The 15,695-nt window shown below is 62.2% G+C and carries 19 protein-coding genes and 1 riboswitch; of the genes, 5 read left to right on the top strand and 14 right to left on the bottom strand.

The genetic code is table 11. From position 1 onward, the window contains the following. The first annotated feature begins 41 nt into the window (after positions 1–41). Positions 42–872, top strand: coding sequence for a hypothetical protein (locus G0P99_RS19640; RefSeq protein ID WP_164132172.1), 831 nt, complete (start codon positions 42–44; stop codon positions 870–872). Positions 873–877: 5 nt separating this feature from the next. On the opposite strand, the gene G0P99_RS19635 is transcribed toward G0P99_RS19640, so the two are convergent. The 8 genes from G0P99_RS19635 to G0P99_RS19600 all read right to left on the bottom strand — a co-directional run bounded on the left by G0P99_RS19635 (position 878) and on the right by G0P99_RS19600 (position 8,001). Further along, positions 878–1,591, bottom strand: coding sequence for a tRNA (guanosine(46)-N(7))-methyltransferase TrmB (locus tag G0P99_RS19635; protein ID WP_203583175.1), 714 nt, complete (start codon positions 1,589–1,591; stop codon positions 878–880). Positions 1,592–1,693: 102 nt separating this feature from the next. Further along, positions 1,694–2,875 (bottom strand): methionine adenosyltransferase, encoded by a 1,182-nt coding sequence (gene metK / locus G0P99_RS19630; protein ID WP_164132171.1) that lies wholly within the window; start codon positions 2,873–2,875, stop codon positions 1,694–1,696. Between the two features lie 6 nt (positions 2,876–2,881). Then, a riboswitch (SAM-SAH riboswitch) is annotated at positions 2,882–2,932 on the bottom strand. 31 nt (positions 2,933–2,963) lie between these two features. Further along, positions 2,964–4,481: an apolipoprotein N-acyltransferase gene (gene lnt / locus G0P99_RS19625; protein ID WP_164132170.1), complete on the bottom strand. Its 1,518-nt coding sequence runs from the start codon at positions 4,479–4,481 to the stop codon at positions 2,964–2,966. Further along, positions 4,478–5,365: a hemolysin family protein gene (locus tag G0P99_RS19620; protein WP_164132169.1), complete on the bottom strand. Its 888-nt coding sequence runs from the start codon at positions 5,363–5,365 to the stop codon at positions 4,478–4,480. Before G0P99_RS19620 ends, lnt begins: the two co-directional genes overlap by 4 nt. Positions 5,366–5,398: 33 nt before the next feature. Beyond that, complete coding sequence (ybeY, locus tag G0P99_RS19615; protein ID WP_164132168.1) at positions 5,399–5,896, bottom strand: rRNA maturation RNase YbeY; 498 nt, start codon at positions 5,894–5,896, stop codon at positions 5,399–5,401. A 48-nt stretch (positions 5,897–5,944) separates the two neighbouring features. Next, on the bottom strand, positions 5,945–6,958 hold the full coding sequence (locus G0P99_RS19610) for a PhoH family protein (RefSeq protein WP_164132167.1): 1,014 nt from the start codon (positions 6,956–6,958) through the stop codon (positions 5,945–5,947). Between the two features lie 137 nt (positions 6,959–7,095). After that, positions 7,096–7,401 carry a hypothetical protein gene (locus G0P99_RS19605; protein ID WP_164132166.1) on the bottom strand — a complete coding sequence of 102 codons (306 nt, stop codon included), beginning with the start codon at positions 7,399–7,401 and terminating at the stop codon, positions 7,096–7,098. A gap of 12 nt (positions 7,402–7,413) precedes the next feature. After that, on the bottom strand, positions 7,414–8,001 hold the full coding sequence (locus tag G0P99_RS19600) for an OmpA family protein (RefSeq protein WP_370462851.1): 588 nt from the start codon (positions 7,999–8,001) through the stop codon (positions 7,414–7,416). Between the two features lie 467 nt (positions 8,002–8,468). On the opposite strand from G0P99_RS19600, the gene G0P99_RS19595 reads away from it, so the two are divergent. Beyond that, the gene (locus G0P99_RS19595; protein ID WP_203583174.1) at positions 8,469–8,792 is read left to right on the top strand and encodes a hypothetical protein; all 324 of its coding nucleotides are present in this window, start codon (positions 8,469–8,471) and stop codon (positions 8,790–8,792) included. A 12-nt stretch (positions 8,793–8,804) separates the two neighbouring features. On the opposite strand, the gene miaB is transcribed toward G0P99_RS19595, so the two are convergent. Then, positions 8,805–10,124: a tRNA (N6-isopentenyl adenosine(37)-C2)-methylthiotransferase MiaB gene (gene miaB / locus G0P99_RS19590; protein ID WP_164132165.1), complete on the bottom strand. Its 1,320-nt coding sequence runs from the start codon at positions 10,122–10,124 to the stop codon at positions 8,805–8,807. 125 nt (positions 10,125–10,249) lie between these two features. Here miaB and G0P99_RS19585 point away from each other — a divergent pair, with 125 nt between their 5' ends. After that, the gene (locus G0P99_RS19585; RefSeq protein ID WP_164132164.1) at positions 10,250–11,116 is read left to right on the top strand and encodes a hypothetical protein; all 867 of its coding nucleotides are present in this window, start codon (positions 10,250–10,252) and stop codon (positions 11,114–11,116) included. A 10-nt stretch (positions 11,117–11,126) separates the two neighbouring features. Here the strand turns inward: G0P99_RS19585 and G0P99_RS19580 are convergent, their stop codons facing one another. Next, positions 11,127–11,321, bottom strand: coding sequence for a hypothetical protein (locus G0P99_RS19580; protein WP_164132163.1), 195 nt, complete (start codon positions 11,319–11,321; stop codon positions 11,127–11,129). A 65-nt stretch (positions 11,322–11,386) separates the two neighbouring features. Then, positions 11,387–12,196, bottom strand: coding sequence for a phytanoyl-CoA dioxygenase family protein (locus tag G0P99_RS19575; RefSeq protein WP_164132162.1), 810 nt, complete (start codon positions 12,194–12,196; stop codon positions 11,387–11,389). 92 nt (positions 12,197–12,288) lie between these two features. On the opposite strand from G0P99_RS19575, the gene G0P99_RS19570 reads away from it, so the two are divergent. After that, complete coding sequence (locus G0P99_RS19570; RefSeq protein ID WP_164132161.1) at positions 12,289–13,185, top strand: LysR family transcriptional regulator; 897 nt, start codon at positions 12,289–12,291, stop codon at positions 13,183–13,185. On the opposite strand, the gene irrA is transcribed toward G0P99_RS19570, so the two are convergent. Beyond that, complete coding sequence (gene irrA, locus G0P99_RS19565) at positions 13,186–13,605, bottom strand: iron response transcriptional regulator IrrA (protein ID WP_164132160.1); 420 nt, start codon at positions 13,603–13,605, stop codon at positions 13,186–13,188. It lies immediately after the preceding gene. A 188-nt stretch (positions 13,606–13,793) separates the two neighbouring features. Between irrA and fabA the strand changes: the two genes are divergently transcribed. Then, positions 13,794–14,303: a bifunctional 3-hydroxydecanoyl-ACP dehydratase/trans-2-decenoyl-ACP isomerase gene (gene fabA, locus G0P99_RS19560; RefSeq protein ID WP_164132159.1), complete on the top strand. Its 510-nt coding sequence runs from the start codon at positions 13,794–13,796 to the stop codon at positions 14,301–14,303. Between the two features lie 135 nt (positions 14,304–14,438). Here fabA and G0P99_RS19555 read toward each other — a convergent pair whose 3' ends face one another. Together G0P99_RS19555 and G0P99_RS19550 are read right to left on the bottom strand one after the other, a co-directional pair. After that, positions 14,439–14,630: a hypothetical protein gene (locus tag G0P99_RS19555; RefSeq protein WP_164132158.1), complete on the bottom strand. Its 192-nt coding sequence runs from the start codon at positions 14,628–14,630 to the stop codon at positions 14,439–14,441. Positions 14,631–14,779: 149 nt separating this feature from the next. Then, the gene (locus G0P99_RS19550; RefSeq protein ID WP_164132157.1) at positions 14,780–15,667 is read right to left on the bottom strand and encodes a sulfotransferase; all 888 of its coding nucleotides are present in this window, start codon (positions 15,665–15,667) and stop codon (positions 14,780–14,782) included. Positions 15,668–15,695 lie beyond the last annotated feature (28 nt).

The raw sequence follows: 15,695 nt of genomic DNA, 5'->3' as shown, positions 1-15,695 counted from the left end.
ACGGACCCTCGGGCAGAACCGAGCAGGGAAGGGAAACGACCATGCCGGACAACACCAACATTCTGACCACGGGTTCCACCAGGTGGATTCAACCCAGGCAGCCCGAGAAGGATCCGTTGCAGTCGCAGAACCTGCGGACGCAGAACCGGCTGGCTTTCCTGGTTGGTCTCGTTGCGCTCTGCCTGCCGATCATCATGGTACTCGGGGCGCGCCTGGATGGAGACTGCTATCGCGACAGCATCAGCCATTATTATTACGCACAGGTTCTCGGATCGATCTTTGTCGGCCTTCTGAGCTTTATCGGCGGCTTCATGATCGCTTATTCCGGTGAACACTGGATCGAGGATACGGGATCCTTCATTGCGGGCGTAGGTGCCTTTTTCGTGGCGATCTTTCCGACTATCGGCAATGGGTGCGAGGACCATCCGGGGTTCTTGTCACGGGTTTTTGTCCAATATCACTCGGGTCCGCCCGATCGCGTGGTTCCGATGCCCGATGGCAGCTTCTTCATGCTGTTTCCAGATGTGGGAGACGTGCACCGAATGGCCGCCTCGGTGCTGTTCATCTATCTCGGGGTGTACTGTCTGGTGGTGATGCGGCGGATCGTGCCCGAGCGGCACGTTCGAGACAACCGCCTGATCGAGAGCAAACGGCGGCGCAACCTGGTGTATGGAATATGCGGCTACACGATCCTTGGCTGTGTGACCCTGCTGGCCTGCATCGGCTTTCTGACCGGTCCCGAGTTCAAGGTCTGGTGGAACCAGTGGAACCTGACCTTTGTGTTTGAGACAACGATGCTGTGGGCCTTTGCCCTGGCCTGGTTCACCAAGGGGCGGCAGTTCAAGTGGATGAATGACCCCGCGCCGGTTTGAACCGGTCAGTCCTGGGTGCGGCGGAAGGTCAGGTAATGCGGCACCCGGCCCTCGCGCAGCGCCTTTTGCTCGTAGCGGGTCGAGATCCAGTCACCCCAGGGCTGGCGCCAGTCGGCGGGCGCCTCGGCCAGCCATTCGAAACCGGCACGCGGCACTTCCTCCAGCGTTTGGCGGACATAGTCGGGGATGTCGGTGGCCACGCGAAAGATGGCGTCGGGTTTCAGCACCCGCGCCAGCGGTTCCAGATGTTCGGGGGTCACAAAACGGCGCCGGTGATGCCGTTTCTTGGGCCAGGGATCGGGATAGAGCAGGAAGGCGCGTGAAATGCTCTGCGGTGGCAGTACGTCGAACAGGTCGCGCACATCGCCCGGATGCACCCGAACATTGTCGGCCTCTGCTGCGCGGATCTTGCCCAACAGCATCGCCACCCCGTTGATAAAGGGTTCCGCGCCGATGATGCCGATGCCGGGGTTTGAAGCCGCCTGATGCACCAGATGCTCACCGCCGCCGAACCCGATCTCGAGCCATGTCTCGCGGCCACCAAAGAGCGCGTCCAGATCCAGCGGTGCGCGCGCGGGATTGTCCTGCCAGCTCACCGGACCCGGTGACAGGGGCGTCAGGTCCTCGTCCAGATAGGTCCGCTGGTTCGGTTTCAGGGTCTTGCCCTTGATACGGCCATAGAAGTTGCGCCGCGGGCGGTCGGGGATGGTTTTGCTCATGGCCGTGGGGTTACTGCGACCGCGCGCCGGGTGCAAGACGGGACCCCGGCCGATAGAAGCGAAAGGGGCGCGGTTTCCCGCGCCCCTTTGTCATTTTCCGGTTCAGACCGCTTTCTTGAGCGCCTCGACTAGGTCGGTGCGCTCCCAGCTGAAGCCGCCGTCGGCTTCGGGGTCGCGGCCGAAATGACCATAGGCGGCTGTGCGCTGGTAGATCGGCTTGTTCAGGCTCAGATGGGTGCGGATGCCGCGCGGCGTCAGGTTCATGACCTTGGGGATGGCGGCCTCGATCTCGGCATCGGCGACCGTGCCGGTACCGTGGGTATCGGCATAGATCGACAGCGGCGCCGATACGCCGATGGCATAGCTGAGCTGGATGGTGCATTTCTCGGCCATGCCGGCGGCGACCACGTTCTTGGCCAGGTAGCGCGCGGCATAGGCGGCCGAGCGGTCCACCTTGGTCGGATCCTTGCCCGAGAAGGCACCGCCGCCATGAGGCGCGGCACCGCCATAGGTGTCGACGATGATCTTGCGGCCGGTCAGACCGGCGTCACCGTCGGGCCCGCCGATGACGAACTTGCCGGTCGGGTTCACGTGCCAGACGGTATCGGCGCCGATCCAGCCTTCGGGAAGGACTTCGCGGATATAGGGCTCGACAATGGCGCGGATGTCGGCGCTGGTCAGCGCCTCGTCCAGGTGCTGGGTCGACAGCACGATCGAGGACACGCCCACCGGCTTGCCATCGCGATAGATCACCGAGAGCTGCGATTTCGCATCCGGGCCAAGCGCCGGCTCGGTGCCGTTCTTGCGCACCTCGGCCAGACGGCGCAGGATGGCATGGCTGTACTGGATCGGGGCGGGCATCAGCGTGGGCGTTTCGGTCGTGGCATAGCCGAACATGATGCCCTGGTCGCCAGCGCCTTCGTCCTTCTCGCCCGAGGCATCGACGCCCTGGGCAATGTGGGCTGACTGTTCGTGCAGAAGATTGGTAACTTCCACCGTCTCATGGTGGAACTTGTCCTGCTCGTAGCCGATATCCTTGATACAGGCGCGCGCGATTTCCTCGATGCGGCCCATGTATTCGCGCAGCTTGTCCTTGTTCGACAGGCCGACTTCGCCGCCGATCACGACGCGGTTGGTGGTGGCAAAGGTTTCACAGGCAACCCGCGCCTCGGGCTCTTCGGTCAGAAACGCGTCGAGGACGGCATCGGAAATCCGGTCGCAAACCTTGTCCGGGTGCCCTTCGGAAACGGATTCCGAAGTGAAGATGTAGTTCTGTCGGGACATGCAAAGTGCTCCATTAATGAATACCCGCGCCACGCCAGGAAGCCGTTGTGGCAGGTCTGAGCCGGGATACGCCCCGCATTTGTTGAGGTCAATCGCTATTTGCCGGTTCGGGACGCGCCTGTATCCTTGCCGCACCAAGCAGCAGGATCAGCATCGCCATCAACAATGGCAAGTCCCCGGTCTGGCTGTAGACGGTCGGGTTCAGCGGCAAGGGCAGTTCGGCATCGAGATAACCTGCCTTGTTCAGGGGCAGGGCGGCGGTGATCCGGCCCAGCGGGTCGATCATTGCCGAGACCCCGGTATTGGCGGCGCGCACCATCGGCAATCCCTGCTCTACCGCCCGCATTCGGGCCTGTGCCAGGTGCTGATAGGGGCCCGACCAGGTTCCGAACCAGGCGTCGTTGGTCGCTTGCAACAGCAGGTCCGGCCGCCCCGGCACCGCGTTCACGTCCTGGGGAAACACCGCCTCGTAACAGATCAGCGGCACCGCGACACCGATCCCAGGTATCCTGAGCACGTCCGGCCCCGGTCCGGGGCTGAACCCCTGCCCGCTGCGGGCGGCAAAGCCGGAGATGCCGAAGGATTCCAGCACATCGCCAAAGGGGACGTATTCGCCAAAGGGAACCAAGTGGTGCTTGTCATAGACCGGATCGGCAACACCCTCGGGTGTCACCACCGCAAGAGAGTTGAAGATGCGCGTCCCTTCGGCCCGGTTCACGCCAACGACGACCGGCGCACCGCGCGCGGCGGTGGCGATTTCTTCCAGCGCCGGACCTGCGCCGTCGAGCCAATAGGGCAGCGAGGATTCGGGCCAGACCACCAGATTGGGCTCCGGACCTTCGGCGGTGAACCGGAGTTGCCGGGCCAGAAAGACGGGGTACCAGTCGGGGTCCCATTTCTGGTGTTGCGGCGCGTTCGGCTGTACCAGCCGGACCCGTTTTCCCGTGCTCTCGACCTCCGGCCGGATCGCATCCACCGCCAGAATTGCCAGTCCGAACGCCATGGCGGGAATGCAGCGCAGCAGTAGGGCAGACCCGCCCATGCCACGCGCCAAAGCCGACCCAGGGGGCAACACAGCCAGAAGGGTGAGGACCGCGAGGCCGTTGGGGCCGATCCAGGCCAGCAGCAACACGGCATCGGTTTCCACCCACACCTGCGCCAGACCCGCCCAGGGAAATCCGGTCAGCACATAGCCGCGCGCGAACTCTGCGATTCCCAGCGAAAGGATCAGCAACCAGGTCCGCCGCTCGGCAGTACGCCAAGGCATGGCCGCCAGCCCAAAGGCCGCCGCCCAGAACAGCGCCAACCCGCCGGCCATGAAGATCAGCGCAAAGGGCGCCATCCAGCCGTGCCGCGCGATGTCGATCAGAAACGGCTCGACAATCCAGAGAAGCGCATAGCCGAAATAGCCGGTGGCAAAGGCCCACCCGGTCAGGGCAGCCTCGGTCCGCGAGCGGGACGCCTGAAACAGCGCCGGCACCGCCAGCAGGGCGCTGACCGTGGCGACCCAGATCGAGGTCGGCGCCAGACCCAATGCCCCGATCACGCCCAAGGCTGCGGCAAGCAGCATGCGTTGCCACAAACGCCAGCCGGACAAAAAGGTCATGCCGCGGCTTCGGGTATCATGACGCGCAGCCGCTTGATGCGTCGCGGATCGGCATCCATGACTTCGAATTCAACGCCCTCGGGGTGCAGGACCACTTCGCCCCGGGCCGGGATCCGACCGGACAGCATGAAGACCAGTCCGCCCAACGTGTCGATCTCTTCTTCGTCCACGTCCTCGTGACTGGTCAGAGAGCGGCCGATTTCGGCCTCGAAATCCTCCAGCGGCGTCTTGGCCTGGGCGATGTAGCAGCCGGGGCGTTCCTTTATCCAGGTCTGCGCCTCATCGGTATCGTGCTCGTCCTCGATCTCGCCCACCACCTGTTCGATCAGGTCCTCGATGGTCAAAAGGCCATCGACCCCGCCATATTCGTCGATCACCAGCGCCATATGGCGCCGTTCGGTCTGCATCTTGGTCAGCAGAACACCGATGGGCATAGACGGCGGCACGAACAGCAGCGGCCGCAGCATGGAGGCCAGATCGAACACCGCCGAATTGCCATTGAACCCATGGGTCAGCGCCAGGTCCTTGAGGTGCACGAAGCCGAGCGGGGTATCGAGCGTGGTCTCGTAGACCGGGATCCGGGTCAGCCCGCTGTCGCGGAACACCTGAACCAGCTCTTCCTTGGATATGGTCACCGGCACGGCAATGATTTCCGCAGTGGGGATGGCCACGTCCTCGACCCGCATGCGCCGCAGGTTCAAAAGACCGGGCGTGACGGCAGGCGCAACCGAAGTGCCCGAGGTCTCGGGCTGCTCCTGGCCGTCGCCAGGGGAAAACGCATCCATGATGCGGGTGAAAAATCCTGATCTTTCTGCGTTCGTCTCGCCGGGAATATCCGGTTGCGCGCTTTGCGCTGCGCTAGAACTGCCCTCTATGTCGCCCATTAATCCTAATCCAATCCAGAGCGTCGTGGCCCTTCAGTCCGTATAATATGGGTTATCGAGGCCCAGATTGCCAAGTATCTCCGCCTCCAAACCTTCCATCAGCGTTGCGTCTTCGTCACGGATATGGTCGTAACCCAAGAGATGTAACACCCCGTGAACGATCAAATGCGTGACATGATCGGTCATGGGCTTGCCCGCCGCCTCTGCCTCGCGCTGGCAAGTGTCATAGGCGATCGCGATGTCGCCAAGGGGAATCATGCCGGTAAAATCCGGCTCGGGCGCCAGGGGTGTGCCGCCCGGAGCGTCGGCGGCGAGATCTTCGGATGGCCAGCTCAGCACGTTTGTCGGCACGGGTTTGCCGCGGAAATCGGCGTTGAGTTCCGATATCCGGGCGTCGTCACAACCCAACAGGCTGATCTCGCACTCTTCGGGGTCCAGGCCAAAATGCCGCAGGGCCGCGTCGGCGGCCCGCTGCGCCAAGGGCGGTAGGATAACCCAGCGCGGATCTTCGAGGGTGATATCAAGTGTCATTGCGGCCCCGGCTTTCTCAGGTCGCGACCCGCCATTCGGCCAGGCGGATCAACCTGCGTCGGCCTCATACGCCTCGATGATGGCGGCGACAAGCGGATGCCGGACCACATCCTTGGAGGTGAAGTAGTTGAAGCTGATGCCCGGCACCGGTTTCAACAGCCGTTCGGCATCGGAAAGACCCGAAGTCACCCCGCGCGGCAGGTCGACCTGGCTGCGGTCGCCGGTGATCACCATGCGGCTGCCCTCGCCCAGACGGGTCAGGAACATCTTCATCTGCATGGTGGTGGCGTTCTGCGCCTCGTCCAGCACCACAAAGGCATTGGCCAGCGTGCGCCCGCGCATGAAGGCCAGCGGCGCGATCTCGATCTTCTTCTCCTCGATCAGCTTGGCCACCTGCTTGCCCGGCAGGAAATCGTTCAGCGCGTCATAGAGCGGCTGCATGTAGGGGTCGACCTTGTCCTTCATGTCGCCGGGTAGATAGCCCAGCTTCTCGCCCGCCTCGACCGCCGGACGGCTCAGGATGATACGGTCGACCAGACCGTTGATGAACATGGTGACGCCGACAGCCACGGCCAGATAGGTCTTGCCGGTACCGGCGGGGCCGATGCCGAAGGCGAGCTCGTTTTCGAACAGCGATTTCACATAGGCCTTTTGCGCCTCGGTGCGCGGTTCGACCGGTTTCTTGCGGGTCTTGATCTCGAACCGCCCGCCCAGGAACATTTCCAGCTGGTCGCCATCACGCGGGTCGGGCTCTTCGCTGATCCGTCCCATGCGCAATTCGCGGTCCACATCGGCCCCCTCGACAGTGCGACCGGATTGCAGCCGCTCATAAAGCGCCTCGAGGATCTCGCCCGCGCGGGCGCGGGCCTCGGGGTCGTCGCCCAGAATCGAAAGGTGATTGCCGCGGCGGACAATCTGCACCCCCAGCACCTGCTCTATCAGCACCAGGTGACGGTCGTGTTCGCCGCACAAGTCTATCAACAGCCGATTGTCGGGGAATTCCAGGTGCAGGTCCGTCTGGACGCTGCCGTCTTGCGGTGTGATCAGGGCACCGAGGGCCATCCGCTCTCCTGTTGTCGAAGTCCTGATCTCAGCGTAGCCAAGATATTGTGGGAGGTGCAAGCATGACCGCAAAGTTTTCATCACTCTGAAACAAAAAAGACCGCCCGAGGGCGGTCTTTGTACCAGCGGTGTTCTGGTCAGATCGGATCGCTGAATGTGGACCCTGATTTGAACGGTCCTGTCGCCACGCTGCGCGGCAGTTCGCTGTTGCAGACCGGTTTACCATCCGGTGTTCGCCGCAAGTCGGCATACCCTTCGAGACCGTCGTCGATGATCCAGTGTTCGCAGCCTGCCGGATCGACCCAGATACCGGCGGTCAACAGCGACAGGTCCCCGCTTTTGCCATCCAGGATGTTACGGTCGCGGGTCTTGTCGGTGGCCGGTGCACAAGCCGAAACAGTGACTGCCAGAGTCAGAGCGGCAACTCCCTTGAAAATTGTCATTTCCAACTCTCCTTAACGGATACAATAAATTTCGACACGACGGTTCTGCGCCATGTTGGCGGCGCTGGTGTTCGGAACCCGCGGGTCGCGCTCACCATAAGCACGAATGTCGCCGATCCGCGCACCAACGGAGCGCGCAACCTGAGCAACCGCGTTTGCGCGGCGTTCAGAGAGGCGGATGTTGTACTCGTCCGAGGCGCGGCTGTCCGTATGGCCCGCAACCACGAAATACCGCGTGCCCGGCATCGCCTTGCGGAAGAACTCCTGCAAGCGCGCCTTGCCCGCCGAATTGATATTGTGCTTGTCGGTGGCAAAGAACTGATCCGTCGGCATCATCCCGCACAGCTGGCCACGCCGGCAGACGGGTTTTCCATCGGGGTAGACATGCGGAGTCATGTACCCCTCGGCGCCGTCGTCCATCACCCAGTGCTCGCATCCGTCGGGGTCCACCCAGATCGTGGGTACATAACGTTCGCCCACGATGGTGCGTTGCGTACCCGTGGTACTGGATTGCGCAGTAGCCGGCGCGACAGCAGCCCCGGATACTGCCAGGGCGACTGCAATTGCGACCGCCACTTTTTTGAGATTGAAATCAGACACCGTATCAAATCCTCACCTGGCTCCCCCACCTTCGGCAACCGGCGCAAACATGCCGATCGTCGAACGCGAAACTGGTTCAACCATATGAAAATTCTGCATAACTGTGAAGTGAAAACCACCACATATTGTGCCCTTTTGGGGGACACTCCCCTAGGTGGTAACCGAATTGTCCTTGATCCGACACAAAGCGCCGGGGCCCGGCATCGGGGTGAGTCGCGGCTTTCGTCACGGGCAAAGACATCGGGCGCTCTGGCCTGATTGTGCTGGCGGGGGCGACAAAGCCGCCGGTCAACCCGTCATTCTGCGCCACGCCGGGAACAATGATCGGCTTTGGGCGCCGTTTCGACAGCTATCGCAATGGGTTGCAATCAGATAGTATGGACCTGCCTTTCCGGATGTCCGGAACAGGTCGGCGTCGGGCTGTACGGCGCTGTTACATATTTCCTGTCAGACGTGGGGGTATTGACATGAAAGCTTATCTGGTCGCCGGGATCCTCCTGGCGAGTACTGTCGTGGCATCTGGTTCCGCCGTGGCGCAGCAGCGTCCGACGAAACCGGGGACTGACGGCTACAACATCACCATCAGCTGCTTCCGCGGACCGACCCGGGACGTGATCTGGGACCGCCCCAATGCGGTCTTTGTCGAGGACCTGGTCAAGATCGGCTATTCCTATCCGCAGGCGCATGCCATCGGCGAGCGCATCTGCCGGGACGAATGGGGCGTCGGCCAGCATGACTACATGCGGACCTCGCTGCTGGAGATCATGGCGAAAACGCCACCGTCGCACTGACCGGGCGCGGCCTCAGACCGGTTCGCCTGCCAGCGAATTCGGGCCTGAGGCCACGATCCGGACCCGCGCGATCTGACCGGCCGACAGGCCGGGGGCCTGCACGTGAACAGCGTGCAGGTATTCGCTCTTGCCGACCATCTGGCCGGGCAGGCGGCCGGGTTTTTCGAACAGGACACTGACCTCGCGGCCAACCATGCTGTCCTGGATCTCGCGTTGGTGGCGGGTGATCACCGCTTGCAGCCGTTGCAGGCGATCGTCGGCCTCGGCCGGGTCGACCTGTACCCGCTCGGCCGCCGGGGTGCCAGGGCGGGTCGAATACTTGAACGAATAGGCATAGCCATAGCGGACCTGCTCGACCAGATCGAGCGTGGCCTGGAAATCGGCCTCGGTCTCTTCGGGGAAGCCCACGATGAAATCGCCCGACATAACAATATCGGGGCGGGCGGCGCGGATGCGCTCGACCAGGCGCAGATAGCTTTCAGCAGTGTGGCTGCGGTTCATCCGTTTCAGGATCCTGTCCGACCCCGCCTGCACCGGCAGATGCAGGTAAGGCATCAGCTTGGCACAGGTGCCATGCGCCTCGATCAGGTCGTCGGTCATGTCGTTGGGGTGACTGGTGGTGAAACGGATGCGCTCCAACCCGTCGATCTTGTCCAGCTCCCAGATCAGACCGGCCAACGTCATGTCACCGTTGGGCCCCGCGCCGTGATAGGCGTTGACGTTCTGACCCAGGAGCGTGATTTCGCGCACGCCGCGTTCGACCAGTTCGTTGGCCTCGCGCAGGATTCGGTCGGCGGGGCGGCTGACCTCGGCACCCCGGGTATAGGGCACCACGCAAAAGGCGCAGAACTTGTCACAGCCTTCCTGCACGGTCAGGAACGCGGTCGGGCCGCGTTTCGCCTTGGGGCGGCTCTTGAGTTTTTCGAACTTGTCTTCCTCGGGGAAATCGGTGTCGAGCGCCTTTTCCCCGGCGCGCGCCTTGGCCTCCAGTTCGGGCAGGCGGTGATAGCTCTGCGGGCCGACCACCAAATCGACCAGCGGCTGGCGGCGCATGATCTCCTCGCCCTCGGCCTGGGCGACACAGCCCGCAACCCCGATCTTGAGATCGGGTTTGGCGGCCTTCAGCCCCTTGAACCGTCCCAGTTCGGAATAGACCTTTTCCGCCGCCTTTTCCCGGATGTGGCAGGTGTTGAGCAGGATCATGTCCGCGTCTTCGGCGCTCTGCGTCTCGACATAGCCCTGCCCGCCAAGCGCTTCGGCCATACGCTCGCTGTCATAGACGTTCATCTGGCAACCATAGGTCTTGATAAACAGCTTCTTGGGGTCGGACATCGGACAGGCCTTTGTTTTCGCGAGATCAGCGGCGGCGTCTACAGGGATCGGGCGTCGCTTGCAATGCACGCGCAATTAACCGAAGTTGGCCCAGAATGCCAGACAGGCAAGGGTGGAAGACAGGCATGGAATACGCATCGCTGGACCATTTCCTGAAAACCGGGGCCGAGGCGCTGGCCAAGGGACCGGTGGCGATGATCTTTGTCGAGGACGATGTAGAACTGGCCACCACCATGCGCCATCACATCCAATCCGGGTTCAAGTCCGTTCTGGTCTTTATGCCCGATGCATTTGTCCTGCCGAAAGATGTCGAGGCGCGCATTCACCGCATCCCGTACGACTGCGGGCCGCGTAACGCGGTGGTCAATGCGATCAACCGGATCATCGCGGCGGCGCCGGGCATCTGGATGTATTACTGCTACAATGCCGAATACCTGTTCTTTCCCTTCTGCGAGACGCGCAGCGTGGGCGAGATGCTGACGTTCCACGGCGAGGAACGGCGCGACGCGATGCTGACCTATGTCATCGACCTTTATGCCGACGATTTGCAGGCCTGCCCCATGGGTGTTTCGCTGGACCGGGCCTTTCTCGACCGATCGGGGTATTACGCCCAGGCGCGCAAGGACCCGGAAACCGGCCACCCGCGCGAACGCCAGCTCGACTTTTTCGGCGGTGTGCGCTGGCGGCACGAGGAACATATTCCGAAGGACAGCCGAAAGATCGACCGGATCGCGCTGTTCAAGGCAAAACCCGGGCTGAAGATCCTGCCCAATCACACGTTCGAGGATCAGGAATACAATACCTATGCCTGCCCCTGGCACCACAACCTGACGGCGGCGATCTGTTCGTTCCGCACGGCCAAGGCGCTGAAGAAGAACCCGGGCTCGACCTTCGAGATCCACAGTTTCCGCTGGCACAATTCCACGCCCTTCGAATGGCATTCGCGCCAGTTGCTCGATCTGGGGCTGATGGAACCGGGGCAGTGGTTCTGACGGATCCGGTCTAGAACGACACGTGCCAGCTGTTGCCGGTGCCGATGGAAATGTAACCCGGCCCGCAACTGCGCCCAACCGAGACGCCGCCGGTGGCACCGCCGGATCCGACCCCGACGCCGACATTCACATCCGCCGGGGAATTGCATTTCTCACACCCGGCGACGACCATGCCCGCCAGGGCAACACACAGAATTGCACGCATCACAATGTTCCAATCAAATCCGCAGTTCAGACAGGAACCGATGATGCGTGCTCACCGTCCGGGCGTCAATCTTGGTCGCGGCGCTGGTACAGGACCGGGAACCAATCCTCGCGCAGGCGCTGACCCGGAACCATGTCGTGACCAGGATAGGGCGGCGAGGTGCGGCCCGGACGTTCGACATAGCGCGCATCGTCACCGACGAGGCGCAGGGAGAAGGCGCGACGGCGCGAAGTGCTGGTATTGCCGCGCGCGCCATGCAGGGTCTTGTAGTTGAAAGCAACTGCATCGCCCGGCTGCATCTCGAACTCGACAATGCGCATGCCCTCGGCCTCGGGGTCTGGGATGGGCATGTACTGGCCTTCGTCGGGGAAAAACCCCTCTTCGCTGACCCAGCGGGTTGGCAAAACCTCTTTTTCCCACAGGTGGGACCCGGCGACACAGCGCAACGTCGCCTCTTTCACCGGATCGAGCGGCGACCAGAAGCTGATGGTCTGGCGCCCGTCGACAAAGTAGTAGGGCCCGTCCTGGTGCCAGGGGGTCGCCATCGAGGTGCCCGGCTCCTTGACCAGAACATGGTCATGGAACATCTGTGCGGTCTGCGATTGCATCAGGTCGGCGGCGACCTCGGCGGCGGGCGAGGTTTCGATCACCTCGCGAAACTCCGGGATGCGGTCCCAGTTGCAATAGTCGTCAAAGAAGAGACCCGTATGCCCCTCTTTGCGATTCTCCGAAGCATAGGGGCCTGGTGCCGCCATGTTCGACTCGATCCCGGCTCGCAGGGTGTCGACGTGATCGGCGAACAGGCCTTTGACAAGGACCACGCCGTCGCGCTGGAAGGTTTCGATCATCTCGGGCGTAACAAGCGGGTGCGGCATCTCGGGCTCTCCGGTGGCTGAGGTTTGTCTGTGGTTTTCATCCGAAACACCCCCCTGTTCAAATCATATCTTAAAAACTAATAAATAAGCTCATGTTATACCTTACGCTTCGGCAATACGAATATGTCTGTGCCGTGGGCCGCCATGGCAGCCTGTCGGCGGCGGCCGCTGCGCTGCATGTCTCGCAGCCCGCGCTTTCGGCGGCGCTGGCCCGGATCGAGGAACATCTGGGCCATCCGCTGTTCATCCGCAGGCGCGGGTCGGCCATGGCCGTCACGCCCGAAGGGCGACGTTTCATCGCCTCGGCCGAGGCGTTGCTGGCCGATGCGGCCCGAATCGAGGACCCGGCGCATCCGCGCCCTGCGCAGCAGCGCCTGCATCTGGGATGTTTTGCCGATCTGGCGCCGTTCCTGCTGGCACCCGCGCTGCGCGCCTTGCGCCAGGCCATGCCGGATGTGACCGTCAGCTATCACGCCGAGGGGTTCGAAGCGCTGATATCCGGCCTGCTGAAGGGGCAGGTCGATCTGGCCCTGACCTATGATCTGGGACTGGATGCGGGATTTCACCGCGAGGCACTCTTTGACAGCCATCCGCATGCGGTGATGGCGCCGGATCACCCGCTGTGCCAGGGGACAGCGCCCGATCTGGCGGCGCTGACCGGTTTTCCCCTGATCCTGTCGGACGAGGGTTTGTCGGCGCAGCACATGCTGGGACTGTTCCGCGTCCGGGGTCTGAACCCCACGATCGCGCACCGCGCCCCAACGCTGGAACTGCTGCGCAGCTTGGCCGCGCATGGCGAGGGGGTGGGGATCAGCTATGCCAACCCGCCCCATGCGTTCAGCTATGACGGCATGCCATTGATCAGCCGCCGGGTCGCGAACCCCGACCTGGGCGAAGACGTGATCCTTGTGCGCCATGGCACCGGACCGGCGGATACCACCACCGGGCGGGCATGGCGGGTTCTGGCAGAGTTGTTTCGCGGGCGTTGATCAGGATTTACGCCGCAGCCGGATCACCACATCGACCGAGGCGATCTCGACCCCGTCGGGCGCGTCGGGCAAGCGATGGATCACCAGTTGATCCGATGGCGCGTCGGAAAGACGCCCCTCGTCTTCCCAGAAGAAATGCGGATGGTCGTGGGTGTTGGTGTCGAAATAGCTTTTCGAGCCGTCCACGGTGATCTCTTGCAAAACGCCGGCCTCACAGAAAGCGCGCAGGGTATTGTAGACCGTGGCCAGCGATACGGCCGCGCCGCGGGACTTGGCCGAATCGAACAGGCTTTCGGCCGTCACGTGACGATGCTTGCCATCGCCGACCAGCAACTCGGCCAGGGCAACCCGCTGACGGGTAGGACGCAATCCCGCGGCAACCAGCCAATCGGTGGCGATTTCCTGTGATTTGGGCGTCATCATGCTGTCCTGTCTACGGCTGAATGCATATATAAGGCCCCCGGGGCATAGAATTCAAATGAATTTCATTCGCATCTTGCCCCGGGGCGTCCGGTCACATCTGCCGCTGCCACCCTTGCGGGACAAGGTTGGGCGATGCTAGAGGGGGCAAGTTACCGCAAGAATACCCATGCAGGAGACCAGGGCACATGGCGCAATTCCCAAGCAGTTTTGACAAGGACGATCTGCTGAAATGTGCGCGTGGCGAGTTGTTTGGCCCGGGCAATGCACAGCTTCCGGCGCCGCCGATGCTGATGATGGACCGGATCACCGAGGTTTCCGCCGATGGCGGCGCCCATGGCAAGGGTCACATTCGCGCCGAATTCGACATCACTCCCGACCTGTGGTTCTTTGACTGCCATTTCCCCGGCAACCCGATCATGCCCGGCTGCCTGGGCCTGGACGGCCTGTGGCAACTGACCGGCTTCAACCTCGGCTGGCGAGGCTGGAAAGGGCGCGGCTATGCGCTGGGTGTGGGCGAGGTGAAGCTGACCGGCATGGTGCGGCCCGACCGCAAGATGCTGACCTACAAGGTGGATTTCACCAAGGCGATCCAGACCCGCCGCCTGACCATGGGCGTGGCCGACGGCATTGTCGAGGCCGATGGCGAAGTGATCTATCAGGTCAAGGACATGAAAGTGGCGCTCAGCGAGAGCTGAGGTTTTCCACGCATCATTGCGCGATCTGGAAGTCCCTCCGGCCTCCAGACGTCTTTTCTGCTCGCTATCCCAGAAGGAAGAAATCACTTCCATCCGTGGCGTCCGGTGGCACATTGTCATCCCAGCCCGGAGGGTTCAGCAACGCCTTGCGTTGCGCCGCACTCTGGACCGCTTCGACAGCATTTCGAGGTGATCAAACGCTCTGAGATGGGCAATTTCGTTTGACAGGCGGCCGCTGGCATGTTGCACCGCCGCGTCGTTGACGATGGTCAGGCGCGGGTTCTGATTGTCGTTGAAGAATTCGAAACCGATGGCGTCTTCTGGCATTGTAAAATTCCTTCTGCAAAAAGACGATGTCGCCGGGGCGAAACACCCGGCTTCTTTTCGGGGTTACCGAAACAGGTCACGCAGTTCAGAAAAGTGGCGGTATGATAGCAAAAACGACCCGAAGAGTCGAGCGTCACAACCCAGCGCTGTCAAGTCAGCCAAGAGCCCGGTAAGGAACTCCCGAACCGGTCCCGGCAAAAGTCGTATTGCCGGGAAAGATGTTGACGAAGGGTATCTCGGGCCTCATCGCGGAGCGGAACCCTAACGGTCGTCTCGTTCTGCCGCGGGGTAAAGACAGCAGGCGAAAACGGAATCCCGAGGAAATCGCACAGGCGGCCGATCGTGTCTTCTCCCTCGAACAAGGATTCATAAAAAAGATACAGCAGGCTCGACGAAGGAAAGACCTGCTCCAGCGCCAGTATGATCCCGCGATAGTCGGCGCGGGCCAGAATTGCCGGCGCGCTCAGCGCGTTTTGCCATTTCGTGGCGACATCGTTGACCGGGTTCATCTGTTGCAGGTGGCGCAGTTGCGACCAGAACCGCTGAACCGGATCACGCATGAGAAAGAGGATCTTCACCTCGATATCCTGACTGGCACAGAACCGCTTCATGTAGGCGAAGCCTTCGACTCCGATGACCGAATAAGAAGGTGTGAGGTCGCAGAAACAGCGCGTCTCTGGCCCGCATATCCGGGCGAAATGCCCGAAATACGCGTTGTCGTCGTAAATCATCTGGACGTTGTCGACGCTGGCCTGGAAAATGGCCCGCCGCCTGAGATTTTCCGCCGGATCGCCCGCCTGCCCCAACTGAAAGGACAACCGCGCCAGAGCCAGGCCATCGGGGTCACCCAAGGCAAGTTCCGGAAACTTGCTGTCAAAGAAATGCAGTTCTTTCAGTGGTGAAACCGCCACTTCGGCGCGTGACCCGAGATAATCGTGCAGCCAACTGGTCGCGCATTTTGCCGCGCCGACACAGATCAGCAGCGTCTTTCCGCTCAAGTTCGGATAGGCCCGAAGATCTGGGATCTCGACGGTCATGTCATCGGCCAGCGGCGCAGCGCGTCCT

Origin of the sequence: Ruegeria sp. PrR005 (assembly GCF_010500245.1) — a bacterium.
Classification (GTDB): Bacteria; Pseudomonadota; Alphaproteobacteria; order Rhodobacterales; family Rhodobacteraceae; genus Ruegeria_B; species Ruegeria_B marisflavi.
Note: the sequence above shows the minus strand (reverse complement) of the source record. Positions and strands in the feature narration are given on the sequence as shown.

Bases quoted from the DNA above. Each gene is read 5' to 3' on its own strand.
- metK (WP_164132171.1), bottom strand. From the start codon at position 2,875: ATGTCCCGACAGAACTACATCTTCACTTCGGAATCCGTTTCCGAAGGG.
- G0P99_RS19555 (WP_164132158.1), bottom strand. From the start codon at position 14,630: ATGCCAGAAGACGCCATCGGTTTCGAATTCTTCAACGACAATCAGAAC.
- G0P99_RS19610 (WP_164132167.1), bottom strand. From the start codon at position 6,958: ATGGCCCTCGGTGCCCTGATCACACCGCAAGACGGCAGCGTCCAGACG.
- G0P99_RS19580 (WP_164132163.1), bottom strand. From the start codon at position 11,321: ATGCGTGCAATTCTGTGTGTTGCCCTGGCGGGCATGGTCGTCGCCGGG.
- lnt (WP_164132170.1), bottom strand. From the start codon at position 4,481: ATGACCTTTTTGTCCGGCTGGCGTTTGTGGCAACGCATGCTGCTTGCC.
- irrA (WP_164132160.1), bottom strand. From the start codon at position 13,605: ATGACGCCCAAATCACAGGAAATCGCCACCGATTGGCTGGTTGCCGCG.
- G0P99_RS19595 (WP_203583174.1), top strand. From the start codon at position 8,469: ATGAAAGCTTATCTGGTCGCCGGGATCCTCCTGGCGAGTACTGTCGTG.
- G0P99_RS19620 (WP_164132169.1), bottom strand. From the start codon at position 5,365: ATGGGCGACATAGAGGGCAGTTCTAGCGCAGCGCAAAGCGCGCAACCG.
- G0P99_RS19605 (WP_164132166.1), bottom strand. From the start codon at position 7,401: ATGACAATTTTCAAGGGAGTTGCCGCTCTGACTCTGGCAGTCACTGTT.
- G0P99_RS19585 (WP_164132164.1), top strand. From the start codon at position 10,250: ATGGAATACGCATCGCTGGACCATTTCCTGAAAACCGGGGCCGAGGCG.
- G0P99_RS19635 (WP_203583175.1), bottom strand. From the start codon at position 1,591: ATGAGCAAAACCATCCCCGACCGCCCGCGGCGCAACTTCTATGGCCGT.
- G0P99_RS19570 (WP_164132161.1), top strand. From the start codon at position 12,289: ATGTTATACCTTACGCTTCGGCAATACGAATATGTCTGTGCCGTGGGC.
- ybeY (WP_164132168.1), bottom strand. From the start codon at position 5,896: ATGACACTTGATATCACCCTCGAAGATCCGCGCTGGGTTATCCTACCG.
- miaB (WP_164132165.1), bottom strand. From the start codon at position 10,124: ATGTCCGACCCCAAGAAGCTGTTTATCAAGACCTATGGTTGCCAGATG.
- fabA (WP_164132159.1), top strand. From the start codon at position 13,794: ATGGCGCAATTCCCAAGCAGTTTTGACAAGGACGATCTGCTGAAATGT.
- G0P99_RS19575 (WP_164132162.1), bottom strand. From the start codon at position 12,196: ATGCCGCACCCGCTTGTTACGCCCGAGATGATCGAAACCTTCCAGCGC.
- G0P99_RS19640 (WP_164132172.1), top strand. From the start codon at position 42: ATGCCGGACAACACCAACATTCTGACCACGGGTTCCACCAGGTGGATT.
- G0P99_RS19550 (WP_164132157.1), bottom strand. From the start codon at position 15,667: ATGACCGTCGAGATCCCAGATCTTCGGGCCTATCCGAACTTGAGCGGA.